The sequence below is a fragment of the Gordonia sp. (in: high G+C Gram-positive bacteria) genome (genome assembly GCF_020438995.1).
Classification (GTDB): Bacteria; Actinomycetota; Actinomycetes; order Mycobacteriales; family Mycobacteriaceae; genus Gordonia.
This window is the reverse complement of sequence record NZ_JAGQTN010000312.1, coordinates 88,731-97,088: the sequence shown is the minus strand read 5'-3', so window position 1 is coordinate 97,088 and position 8,358 is coordinate 88,731. Positions and strand designations below refer to the sequence as shown.

At 65.4% G+C, this 8,358-nt stretch carries 11 protein-coding genes; 2 read left to right on the top strand and 9 right to left on the bottom strand.

Annotation, left to right across the window (positions count from 1 at the left end; genetic code table 11):
- The 3 genes from KDB67_RS21950 to KDB67_RS21940 form a co-directional block, all read right to left on the bottom strand.
- Positions 1 to 647, bottom strand: a 647-nt coding sequence (locus KDB67_RS21950) for a dihydrofolate reductase family protein (RefSeq protein WP_291020605.1), incomplete at its 3' end; no start/stop codon positions are given.
- Positions 644 to 1,123, bottom strand: a complete 480-nt coding sequence (locus KDB67_RS21945) for an SRPBCC family protein (protein ID WP_291020603.1) — start codon at positions 1,121 to 1,123, stop codon at positions 644 to 646. The genes KDB67_RS21945 and KDB67_RS21950, both read right to left, overlap by 4 nt.
- On the bottom strand, positions 1,116 to 1,469 hold the full coding sequence (locus tag KDB67_RS21940; RefSeq protein ID WP_291020601.1) for a metalloregulator ArsR/SmtB family transcription factor: 354 nt from the start codon (positions 1,467 to 1,469) through the stop codon (positions 1,116 to 1,118). The genes KDB67_RS21945 and KDB67_RS21940 overlap by 8 nt, the downstream gene beginning before the upstream one ends.
- Positions 1,470 to 1,572: 103 nt before the next feature.
- Here KDB67_RS21940 and KDB67_RS21935 point away from each other — a divergent pair, with 103 nt between their 5' ends.
- Together KDB67_RS21935 and KDB67_RS21930 are read left to right on the top strand one after the other, a co-directional pair.
- Entirely contained in the window at positions 1,573 to 2,340 is a 768-nt protein-coding gene (locus tag KDB67_RS21935; RefSeq protein ID WP_291020598.1) for a MerR family transcriptional regulator, read from the top strand.
- The gene (locus KDB67_RS21930; protein ID WP_291020596.1) at positions 2,337 to 3,197 is read left to right on the top strand and encodes a hypothetical protein; all 861 of its coding nucleotides are present in this window, start codon (positions 2,337 to 2,339) and stop codon (positions 3,195 to 3,197) included. Before KDB67_RS21935 ends, KDB67_RS21930 begins: the two co-directional genes overlap by 4 nt.
- A gap of 16 nt (positions 3,198 to 3,213) precedes the next feature.
- Here KDB67_RS21930 and mutM read toward each other — a convergent pair whose 3' ends face one another.
- The 6 genes from mutM to KDB67_RS21900 form a co-directional block, all read right to left on the bottom strand.
- Complete coding sequence (gene mutM, locus KDB67_RS21925) at positions 3,214 to 4,122, bottom strand: bifunctional DNA-formamidopyrimidine glycosylase/DNA-(apurinic or apyrimidinic site) lyase (protein WP_291020594.1); 909 nt, start codon at positions 4,120 to 4,122, stop codon at positions 3,214 to 3,216.
- On the bottom strand, positions 4,115 to 4,918 hold the full coding sequence (rnc, locus tag KDB67_RS21920; RefSeq protein ID WP_291020592.1) for a ribonuclease III: 804 nt from the start codon (positions 4,916 to 4,918) through the stop codon (positions 4,115 to 4,117). Before rnc ends, mutM begins: the two co-directional genes overlap by 8 nt.
- Positions 4,915 to 5,532 carry a DUF177 domain-containing protein gene (locus tag KDB67_RS21915; protein WP_291020590.1) on the bottom strand — a complete coding sequence of 206 codons (618 nt, stop codon included), beginning with the start codon at positions 5,530 to 5,532 and terminating at the stop codon, positions 4,915 to 4,917. The genes rnc and KDB67_RS21915 overlap by 4 nt, the downstream gene beginning before the upstream one ends.
- A gap of 132 nt (positions 5,533 to 5,664) precedes the next feature.
- Complete coding sequence (locus KDB67_RS21910; protein WP_291020588.1) at positions 5,665 to 6,474, bottom strand: DivIVA domain-containing protein; 810 nt, start codon at positions 6,472 to 6,474, stop codon at positions 5,665 to 5,667.
- Between the two features lie 136 nt (positions 6,475 to 6,610).
- On the bottom strand, positions 6,611 to 7,099 hold the full coding sequence (gene coaD / locus KDB67_RS21905) for a pantetheine-phosphate adenylyltransferase (protein WP_291020586.1): 489 nt from the start codon (positions 7,097 to 7,099) through the stop codon (positions 6,611 to 6,613).
- 105 nt (positions 7,100 to 7,204) lie between these two features.
- Complete coding sequence (locus KDB67_RS21900) at positions 7,205 to 8,284, bottom strand: nitronate monooxygenase (protein WP_291020585.1); 1,080 nt, start codon at positions 8,282 to 8,284, stop codon at positions 7,205 to 7,207.
- Between the last annotated feature and the right edge of the window lie 74 nt (positions 8,285 to 8,358).

The window sequence follows — 8,358 nt, the reverse complement described above, 5'->3', positions numbered from 1 at the left end:
GGTCGCGAGAACGACACGTGGACAACGCCGCTGGGCGAGGTCACCGTGTCGATGTCGAAACGGTCCTCAAGTCCTTCCAGTCCGTCCCAGAGCCGTTCGCCGCGACCGAGGAAGATGGGCACGACGGCGATGTGCATCTCGTCGACCAGATCGGCCCGAAGGAAGTCCCGGACGGTCGTGGTGCCGCCACCGATGCGGACGTCGAGGTCGCCGGCGAGCTCACGGGCCCGGGCGAGAGCCTCGGCGGGTGTCGCGTCGAGAAAGTGGAAAGTGGTCCCGCCGTCGAGCTCCAGCGGTGGTCGGGGGTGGTGGGTGAGCACGACGACCGGCGTGTGAAACGGCGGGTTGTCACCCCACCAGCCGGTCCATTCCTCGTCGGGCCACGGTCCAGGTTTCGGGGCGAACTTGTTGCGCCCCATGATCTCCGCGCCGATACCTGTGTTCCATCGGCTCGCGAACGCCTCATCGACGCCGGTGGTACCGGGCTGGTCGCCGTGCAGCCCCATCTCGGTGAAGGTGCGCGTCGGCAAGGCCCATTCCAGGAGCCTGGTGCCGGCGTGACCGAACGGCGATTGCCGGGTCTGGCCTTCGCCGACACCGAAGCCGTCGAGAGAGACGGAGAAATTGTGGACTCGAACTCGACTCATTGCGGCTCCTCCTGATGGTGAGTGCCGGCAACGATGTAGTTCGCCAGACGGCCGAGCGTCTGCTGCCCGCCTTCGATCGCTCCGAACTTCTCGACGGCCTGGTCGCGGAGCACCTTGGTGGGGAAGACATTACGCAGCACGATTCGGGTGCGATCCCCGACCGGTTCGAAGGTGAAAGTGGACTCGAAAGCGTCCGGATCGTCCCGAAAACTGCCGTGATCCACCATGATTCGTTTCGGTGGGTCGATCTCGCGCCAGCGGATCCAGTTCGGGTAGTGGGTGCCGTCGGGTCCGTGCATCATGAAGTCCCACTCACCACCGACTCGGAAGTCGAATGATTTTGTGGTCGTGGTGAATCCGTCGGGCCCGAACCATCTCGACAGGTGCCGGACGTCGGTGAACGCCTCGAAGACGAGTGCGGGTGGGGCGTCGATCTCGTGGGTGACCACGATTTCCCGGTCTGCCGTGTCAGTCATCTGATTCTTTCGATTGTCGGGTCTGGTCCAGTTCCCGGACATAGTCGCCCAGCCTGTTGAAGCTCTCGTTCCAGAATTGTTCGAAGCCGCCCAGCCATTCCTTCACCGGCAGCAGCCCCGACGGATCCAGCTCGTACAGACGCTGTTTGCCGTCACTACGGACGTGGACGATGCGGACCTCGCGAAGGACCCGCAGATGCTTCGACGCCTGCGGCTGGGTCATCCCCAGTTCGTGCGCCAGCTCGCCCACCGCGCTTTCACCTCGCCGCAGACGGAGCAGGATCTCGCGGCGCTGCGGTTCGGCGATCGCATTGAACGCATCGGAGGTTGTCGCCGCTCGTGCCATCCACCCATCATATGCCTATATAGGAAACTGTCTAGTCCGTAGTTCCGGCGGCGGCCGGCGACAGCCTTGACATTGACGCGACGTCAAGGTTTCTACTGGCATCATGAGAATCGGTCAGGCCGCGGAGCTCGTCGGAGTGTCCACCAGAACGATCCGCCACTATCACCGTGTCGGAGTGCTGCCCGAACCCGAGCGCGACCCGAACGGGTATCGGCGGTACAGCCTCGAAGATGTGATCCGGCTGACCCGGGCACGGCGGCTGACCGACCTCGGCCTGAGCCTGGACGTCGTGGGCGAAGTGCTCGCCGCGTCCGGCTCCGCCGATCTGACCGAGATCCTCGATGAACTCGACGCGGACCTCGATCGCCAGGATGCGGCGATCGCCCGGCAACGGGCACGCCTGACGCAACTACGATTACGCCTCGACGAGCAAGGAGATCCCCTGCAATCGTCGGCCGCCGCTCAACTGGCAGAACTCCTCAAGGACACCGGCGTCGTCGGGCCGGCTGCGGACCTGGATGTTGACCTGATGTCTCTGCTTCCGGAAGAAGCCGCCGCGTACATCTTCCAGATCGACCAGACTCGGGGATTGACTCCCGAACGGCAGTCGCACCTGAAGGACGTGTACCGGCGCTTCGATTCAATCGCGGGACTTGACCCCGATGATCCACTCGTCGATGTACTGGCCGACGACATCGTCGCAGGCCTTCCCGACGAACTGAAACAGGAAGCGAGTCGGCCACTGCCGGCGGGAGTCGATGAGCTCTGGCAGATGTCGGCGCCGCCGCTCGGCGAGATGATCACCGAGCACCTAGCACCCGCACAGGTCGCGGTTGTGACTGCGATCATGTCCAGGCTGGTATCGTCGTGACCGCGGCGACGGTCGTGCGCAGGGTGCTGTTCACGCTCGCACCGATCGAAATCGGCCTGGCGGTGGCGATTTTCGCCGGAGCCACGATTCCGCCACCGTTGAGGATCGCCATCGCAGTATTGGTTCTGATCACCGTGCTCGTCGAGATCTCGATCCTCGCAGCGAAGATCCACGGTCTATGCAGAGGCGGCGCCGGCTTCCGGCGGGCCACAGTGCAAGCGGGTCGTGAGGTGATCGGGGAACGTCTGTGGGGACTCATTTCCACCGAGGTCGGCATGTTCGCGGCGCTGGGGCGACTCGTCGCCCGCAGGCCGAATGTGCCGGCGGGTGCGCAGGTGTTCACCAGTCACCGTGACCTCGCGCGGTTGATGTGGATCCTGGTACCGCTCACCGTCCTGGAGTCGGTGGTCGTGCATTTCCTGATCCGATTGCTCGTCCCCTGGCCGGCCGTCGGGATAGTGGTCCTGATCCTCACCGTCTACGGTCTGCTGTGGGTGCTCGGGTACGTCGCCGGGATCGCCATGAATCCCCACTGTCTCGATGACGGAACCTTCCTGGTGCGCAACGGGCCTCGGACCTGCGTATCGATTCCGTCGGAGGACATCGAACGGGTATCGCCGCATAACACGGAGGGATTGGGCTTGCGCCCTGCTTTCGATGACGGGTCACACACCCTGTCGGTGCCGCTGGTCGGCCGGACCAACGTAGCGGTGACACTCCGCAGACCGCTCCACACCCAGCCGCTCACCGAACACCGCGAGGTGCGAACGGTCCGGTTCTTCGTCGATGACCCCCGCGAGGTCGTGCGACACCTGCGCTCCGCGATCGACAATGTCGGCGAGTCGGCTCCTCGCTGATCATTACCCTCCACTGTCAGGCGGCGCCCCGGCGTGACGGTCGCTGGCACCGCGGGCAGAAGTGCGAGCCACGGTTCATGAACTGTTCCCGCACAATCGGAGTCCCGCACCTTGGACACGGCAGGCCAGTCCGGCCGTATGAACTCAGGCTTCGGTCGAAGTATCCGGATTGGCCGTTGACGTTGACGTAGAGCTCATCGAAGGAGGTTCCGCCGACGGCGATGGCCTCGCGCATCACGTCGGCGACGGCGTCGAGGAGTTCGGTGAGTTTGGGGCGACTGATGCGGTCGGTGACACGGGTGCCGTGTAGTCGCGCCCGCCACAGCGACTCGTCGGCGTAGATGTTGCCGACGCCGGAGATCACCGTCTGGTCGAGCAGGACCCGTTTGATCTCGGTGTGTTTGGCACGGATGCGGGTGATCACCTGCGCCTGGTCGTACGAGGGCTCGAACGGGTCGGGGGCGATGTGGGTGATCGTCTCGGGGACCCGCACGCCCGCTGCGTCGATGGCCCAGTCGTCGATGAACCAACCGCCGAAGGTTCGCTGGTCGACGAACCACAATTCGACCGGCCCGGAAGCATCGTCGGCACCCGGCGCCAGGTTCACGCGGATCCGCAGGTGGACCTCGTCGGGTGCGCCGGGCTCGGCGATCAGCAGTTGCCCACTCATCCCCAGATGGATCACCACCGCCCAGCCGTCGTCCGTCAGCTTTTCACCGCTACCGACGTTGAGCCACAAGTACTTGCCGCGACGACGGACATCGGTGATGGTAAGCCCACGCAACCGAGCGATCAGATCGACGGCGCCCCCGGCCTGACGGCGGACCGCCCGCGGATGTAAGACCTCGACGTGTTCGATCCGGCGACCGACGATATGCGCTGCAAGGCCGAGCCGGATGGTCTCGACCTCCGGCAGCTCAGGCACTCTCGGTCCCGAACTCCCCGCCGGGTTCACTGTTTGCGGTTTCGCCGCCTTCGGACTCGTGGTCTTCGGAACCTGCGCCGGAACGGTTGTTGAGCACGTCCCAGGCCAGGGCCGCGGCCTTCTGCTCGGCTTCCTTCTTGGACCGCCCCACACCCGAACCCAAATCCTCGCCCCCGACGACGGCAGTGGCGGTGAACTCCTTGTCGTGGTCGGGTCCGGTGGAGGTGATCTGATACTGCGGCGGACCCAGTTCGCGTTCGCTGGACAGTTCCTGCAGGGACGTCTTCCAGTCCAGGCCCGCGCCCAGCTTGCCGGCCTTGCCGATGACGTCGTCGAAGATGGCCAGGATGATGTCGCGGGAGATATCCAGGCCGTGGTCGAGAAACACTGCGCCGAACAGTGATTCGAGCCCGTCGGCGAGAATGCTCGCCTTGTCGCGGCCGCCGGTCATCTCCTCGCCCCGCCCGAGGTACAAATGCCTGCCCAGGCCGCCCTCGCCAAGGCCACGGGCGACTTCGGCGAGCGCATGCATGTTGACGACGCTGGCGCGGATCTTGGCGAGCTCGCCCTCGGGCCGGTCGGGGTAACGCTTGTAGAGCCGCTCGGTCACCACCACACCGAGCACCGAGTCGCCCAGGAATTCCAGACGTTCATTGGTGGGCAGGCCACCGTGTTCATACGCGTAGGACCGGTGCGTCAGCGCGAGCGTGAGCAAGTCTGGTGAGATCGGCACGCCAAGTGCGTCCGTGAGATCGACAAAGGTGTTCGCACTGTTGTCCCCCGACGTCCGCGTCACTGTGTGCCGGCCCCCGTTCCGTTGGTTTGCGTTCCGTTGCCCTCGTCATCGGTGAGGGTGTCGAGTTTGGCGGCGAGACCGGCCCACCGCGGATCGATGATGTCGTGGCCGTGGTCGGGGTCGGCGATCGCCAGACGCACACCGCACTGCGGGCACAGGCCCGGGCAGTCATCGGAGCACAGCGGCGACATCGGCAACTCCATGGCCACCGCGTCGATGATCGACTGTTCGAGGTCGATCTGCTCGTCGACGATGCGGTGCACGTCCTCCTCGTCGGTGGTCTGCTCGGTCTCGCTGTTCGGGTAGGCGAACAGTTCGGTCAGGAACACGTGCACCGTGCCCTCGACCGGTTCCAGACATCGCGAACACTGGCCCGACGTCTCGCCGCACACGGTACCCGTGACCAACACACCCTCGGACACCGATTCCAGGCGTAGGTCGACGTCGACTTCTGAGCCCTCTTCGATACCGATCATCTCCACCCCGATGCGCGAGGGTGTGAGGATCGTGCGATGGACTTCGGCCATGGTGCCGGGGCGACGGCCGAGGCTGCGGATGTCCAGAACGAACGGTGCTGGGCTGGTCACGGATTGAGCTGACACGGTATGCACCATACGCCCGACCCGGGACCGGGGCCAGTGACCACACGGACTACCCGCGGGCCGCGCAACTACGCCCGGCCAGCGGTCGTCAAGACTATCCGGACTGCCGCAGACTCCGCGAAGCCATCGGCGGCCGGCACACGGCTATACGGCCAGCGGGGATGTCTCGCGGTCCCGGTGAGCACCCTGACGCTCCGCATGGTGGTCGACGCTGCGCGGATACTCGACGTAGTCGTGCATTCCGGCGCCGGTACGCAGCTGATGCCGCCCACGATTGACCGATCGCAGTGTGCCGGTGAGGACTTCCTCGAACTGCGCGAGCTTCTCATCGACATACACGTCGCAGTCGCCACGCAGGCGGTCGGCCTCGCCATGAGCCGCGTCGATGATCCGCTCGGCCTCGCTCTTGGCCGCCGCGACCACCTCCGCCTCGGACACCAGGCGCTGCTGTTCGGCGATGCCGTCGGCCACCGACTTGTCATAGGAATTGTTTGCGGCATCGATGGTGCGCTGAGCCTCGGTACGCGCCCGGCCGGTCACCGAGTCGTATTCGCGGGCCGCACTCGACCGGATGCGGTGCGCTTCCTCGGCCGACTCGTCGACGATGGACTTGCCGTGCGACTTGGCCTCGTCCACCATGCGATCGGCCTGCGCCTTCGCGTCGGCGAGGATGCGGTCGGCCTCGGCACGCGCGTTCTCCAGCGTCGATTCCGATTCGGAGTCCGCCTTGGCGATCACGGTGTCGGAATGCTCACGGGCGGTGCTGATCAGCTCGTCACGCTGATCGAGCACGTCCTGTGCGTCGTCGAGTTCGCCGGGGATGGCGTCCTTGAGATCGTCGAGCAGTTCGAGCACGTCTCCGCGAGGGACGACGCAACCGGAGGTCATCGGGACGCTTCGCGCTTCTTCGACGATGGCGATCAGCTCATCGAGTGCTTCAAATACCCGGTACACAGCTACCTCATTCCTGCGATGGTCTGTCGGGTCGGCTGGTCACACGGCCGACGAGACTGCTGTGACTATTGTGCCGAAAGATGACACGGTTGCCGGTAACGCCGCTGTGGCGTGTCGCGGACGCCGCGACGCCGACCTAGACTTTCCGCTGCCCTGTCACCGCCGCCATCAGCCTCTCATGGATATGCCCGGACAGGAACGGCGACACGTCGCCACCGAGCTTGGCCACCTCTTTCACCAGCGAGCTCGACACGTGAGCGTAGCGGGGATCGGTCAGCAGGAACACCGTCTCGACGTCGCTCAGTTCACGGTTCATCTGCGCCATCGGTACCTCGTAGTCGAAGTCGACACCCGACCGCAGCCCTTTGACGATGGTCGAGTAACTGTTCTCGGTCAGGTAGTCGACGAGCAGACCGGTCCAGCGGTCCACCCTCACGTTGGGCAGGTCGGCACAATCCTCCTCGATCAGCGCGATGCGTTCGTCGACACTGAACATCCCCGACTTGTTCGGGTTGACGACGACGGTCACCACCACCTCGTCGAAGCGGCCGGCGGCCCGCTCCACGACGTAGCGGTGGCCTCGTGTGAACGGATCGAACGAACCGGGGCAGACAGCGGTAGCCATGCCACAGCAACTTACCGCAAGCAACCATCTTGATCCCTGAGGCCGATGCGACGAAGGAGCGAGGGTCGCGAAGGGTCCGGCGACACACGCACCTGACGCGGCCGCTCAGTCCGTTGCCCGCCCGGTGAGGTTGGCGATGATCTGCGCGGCAGAACCCTTCTGGACGGCGTCCCAACCGTCGCCGGCCCACAGGTTGAGCGTCTGGGTATTGCCGGCGGCCGCGGCAGCGGTCCGGATGGGTTTGGTCATGTAGTGCACATGCGGATAGGCGGCCGGCGCGTCGACGTTCATGGTCGCGAAACGGTTGGCCAACGCGCGGGCCGGACGTCCGGAGAACGCCCGGGTGACGACGGTACCGCGGTACTCCCAGCTCCACACCGCGTTGCGGTAGGTCTCCGAGGTGCCGGCCTCGTCGGCGCACAACAGTGCCGTGCCGACGGCGACTGCGGTGGCCCCGGCGTCGAGAAGTTCGCGGACGTCGTCTGCCACCCCGACCCCACCGGCAGCGATGACCGGCACTTCTGTGGCCTTGGTGATCTTGCGAACGAGTCCGGCGGTCGACATTCCCGGACCTCCATGCGGATGATCGGGAACGTCATGCCAGATCCCCCGATGCCCGCCGGCCTCAACGCCCTGCGCTATCAGCGCGTCGGCTCCGGATGCGACGGCGGCTGCGGCCTCGCCCGGTGAGGTCACGGTGACGAAGACCTGAGCACTGACCTCGGCGCGAATCCGGTCCACCAACTCACGCCCTGGGTCGGCGAACGTCGTGCTGACGAACGCGGGGCGATATCGCGCCAACACGGCGAGCTTGGCGTCGATGTCCTCGTCGAAGAACCTGGGGTTGCCGACTTCGGTGCCGAGGGTGTCGGCGTCGATCTGCAAGCGGGTCCGGTACTCGGCGATCTCGTCCGACAACTGCTCGCCCACGTCGGTTCCGGGCAGGAACAGGTTGACCCCGAATGGCCGGTCTGTGAGCTCTCCCACCTCGACGAGCAGCGGTTCGAGCTGTTCGGCGGTCAGATACCCGGCCGCGAGGGTACCCAGCCCTCCGGCGTTGCTGACGGCCGCGACCAGCTCGGGTGTGGTCGGCCCGCCCGCCATCGGGGCCCCGACAATCGGTATCACCCATTCGACAGGGCCGATCCGGACCCCGGCACCGCCCTGCGCATCAGTCGTCGTCACCTTGCCACCTCCGTATACCACCCAATCGCACTTGGATGAGAATACGGTATGTCAGAAGTGAGAATCACGTCTCC